We start from the raw sequence: 2733 nt of genomic DNA, 5'->3' as shown, positions 1-2733 counted from the left end.
ATCACAAACCGCATCAATTTTCTCCGGTAAATCACCAGGAAATATGGCTGTTTCAGTTTTTCCATCGAAGGTTTCGCCGTTGATCTTCTCGCCGGCGATCGGCGTCCCGACAATGACTGGCAACGTCTCTCGGCCTTGCTTGACGGTGCCTTCGCGCGTCGCGCGCACCGCCGCCATGGCGACCACATCGACGTCGGCGCCGGTGAAATTCGCCCGTGCCACGGCGCGGTCGGCAAGCCGCCGCACGATCGACTGCAGGCGGTCATGGCTTTCGTGATGCAGATGGTCGGCTTTGGTCGCGGCAACCAGGATGCGGTCGATGCGCCGCGAGAACAGGTCGGTGAGGAAGCTGCCCCGGCCGGGTCGGAAACAGCTGAGGATCTCGGTTACCGCGCGTTCCAGGTCGGCCATGGCGCCGGGGCCGGCGTTCAGCGCCTGCATGGCGTCGATCAGCACGATCTGGCGATCGAGGCGGGTGATGTGTTCGCGGAAGAAGGGTTTGACGACATGGGTCTTGTAGGCCTCGTAGCGCCGGTCCATCATGGCGTGCAGCGACCCAGCGCGCGGACGCCTGTCGCCGATCCCGGCCAGGGGCGCGAAAGTCAGTGCCGGCGAGCCTTCGAGATCGCCCGGCATCAGGAAACGGCCGGGCGGCAAGGTCGAAAGCGCCCGCTCGTCGAGCTTGCAGGCCTTCAGATAGGCGGCGAAGCTTTCGGCCAGGCGGCGCGCCGTCATCTCGTCGGCATCGGCGTCCGGATCGATCCCAGCCGACAGCGCCCGCCAGGCCTGCGACAGGTCCTCGCGCACCGGCAGAACGGCCATTTCAAAGGCTTCGTGCGAAAAATCGGCGAAGGATTTGCCGAGCAGGGGCAGATCGAGCAGCCATTCGCCGGGATAATCGACGATATCGACCGACAGTCTGCCTGAAGAAAACATGCGGCTCCAGCCGGAAGCCGATTCATATTCGATGGTCAGCCGCAGTTCCGAAATGGCGCGCGTCGAATCGGGCCAGGCACGATCGTTGACCAGGGCGGCGATGTGGTCCTCGTACTGGAAACGCGGCACCGCGTCGTCGGGCTGCTGCTCGAGGAAGGCGCGGGCGATGCGCCCCGATTTCTGCGCCTCGAACAGCGGCAGGCGCCCGCCATGGATCAAATTGTGGACAAGGGCCGATATGAACACCGTCTTGCCGGCGCGGGACAATCCGGTCACGCCGAGGCGCAGCGATGGGGAAAAAAGCCCGGTGGCGCGGCCTGACAGCGTGTCGAGGGCAATCCTCGCCTCGTCGGTGAAGGTGGTCAGCGATGATGCCAAAATATGCTCTCTCGGACTTCGGTCCGCCCGATATAGGCTCTACAACCAGGCTTTGAAATGGCTTCAGAGATCGGCCGGCGTCAGGAACGCTTCGAGATAGCCGGCGCCTTGGGCGGCGCTGGCAAGATCGCCGTCGAAGCGGACGACCGCCAGGCCCGCGGTCGGAAACCCGTGGTTCAGCGTGGCCCGCGCGGTTTCGTCGCCGTCGCCCGAAACTGCCATGGTGAGGTCTTCCATCATCGGGTTGTGGCCAATGACCAGCAATGAGCCCGATCCGCCATTGTCGCGGATAAGGTGGAGGTAACCGGCCGCGTCCGCGCTGTAGAGCGCGTCGAAGAACAGGACCCGGCCGGTGTCGGTCTGGCCGGCCAGGCTTTCCAGCGTCTCCTTGGCGCGTTTGGCATTGGAGCAGAGCGTGCGGTCCGGAACATAGAGGCGGGAGCGCATGGCGGCGCCCATCATTTCGGCATCGGAACGGCCGGACGCGTCGAGCGGGCGATCGAAATCCCGCATGCCGGGCAGTGCCCAGCCAGCCTTTGCATGTCGCAACAGATAAAGCCTGCTCACCCAACCTCCGAATGCCGAAGCCTCCCGGGATTAGCCACGAGAACGGCGTTGCGCACAATGCCCGTGCTCTTCAAACACAGCGAATCACCCAATGCTGCTTGCTGCAAAGGCGCTTGCGTATCGCCCCGGGATCACGGCCGATCTCGGAAAGCATGTGCCACCGGATCCAAAGTGTCTCGGCGGAGTTTGTACCAAAGCGACCGTACGCGGCTGCAAAGACCCGTGGCGGGGTACTTTAACAATTGCGTGAAACAGCGGCCGATTGCGCTTGTGCAGGCGTCGGACGACGAATATATAGGCGCCAAATTTGGGGCAGTTTGGGTGAGTCGAATGAACGACATCGTTACCGCCGATTACGTACCCTCCGAAGACGAGCCGTTCATGAACGAGCGGCAGAAATCCTACTTCCGCTCAAAGCTCGTCACCTGGAAGAATGACATATTGCGCGAAGCGCGCGAAACACTGGAAATCCTGCAGCAAGAAAACGCCAACCACCCCGATCTGGCCGACCGCGCCTCTTCGGAAACCGACCGTGCCATCGAACTCAGGGCCCGTGACCGTCAGCGCAAGCTCATTGCAAAGATCGACTCCGCCCTGCAGCGCATCGACGAAGGCACTTACGGCTATTGCGAAGAGACCGGCGAGCCGATCGCGCTGAAGCGGCTCGATGCGCGTCCGATCGCGACATTGTCGATCGAAGCGCAGGAGCGGCATGAGCGCCGCGAAAAAGTCTATCGCGACGACTGAAGGTCAAGGCCGGCGGCGCACGGCCGGCTGTCCCGAACGAATTCGATCCTGAAAATGGCTGGTTTTCCGGCCATTTCTATTGGTGCGGCATCCACCGCTCTGAGG

3 protein-coding genes are annotated in these 2733 nt (G+C 62.8%); 1 reads left to right on the top strand and 2 read right to left on the bottom strand.

The annotated features are described in order from the left end of the window. Positions 1–1314 (bottom strand): YcjX family protein (locus EOC06_RS35295; protein ID WP_128309978.1); only part of this gene is annotated, 1314 nt, incomplete at its 3' end. A gap of 63 nt (positions 1315–1377) precedes the next feature. Continuing rightward, positions 1378–1881: a histidine phosphatase family protein gene (locus tag EOC06_RS35290; protein WP_127810508.1), complete on the bottom strand. Its 504-nt coding sequence runs from the start codon at positions 1879–1881 to the stop codon at positions 1378–1380. A gap of 330 nt (positions 1882–2211) precedes the next feature. Here EOC06_RS35290 and dksA point away from each other — a divergent pair, with 330 nt between their 5' ends. Beyond that, a complete protein-coding gene (dksA, locus tag EOC06_RS35285; protein ID WP_013531862.1) occupies positions 2212–2628 on the top strand; it encodes an RNA polymerase-binding protein DksA in 417 nt (138 codons plus the stop codon). Positions 2629–2733: the final 105 nt, after the last annotated feature.

The organism is Mesorhizobium sp. M7A.F.Ca.MR.362.00.0.0 (assembly GCF_004023175.1).
In the GTDB taxonomy this organism is placed as follows: domain Bacteria; phylum Pseudomonadota; class Alphaproteobacteria; order Rhizobiales; family Rhizobiaceae; genus Mesorhizobium.
The sequence above is the reverse complement of the archived record's forward strand: the minus strand, read 5'-3'. Positions and strand labels throughout refer to the sequence as shown.

What these genes read in the sequence shown, in the direction of transcription:
- dksA (WP_013531862.1), top strand. Translation starts at nt 2,212, where the DNA reads ATGAACGACATCGTTACCGCCGATTACGTACCCTCCGAAGACGAGCCG.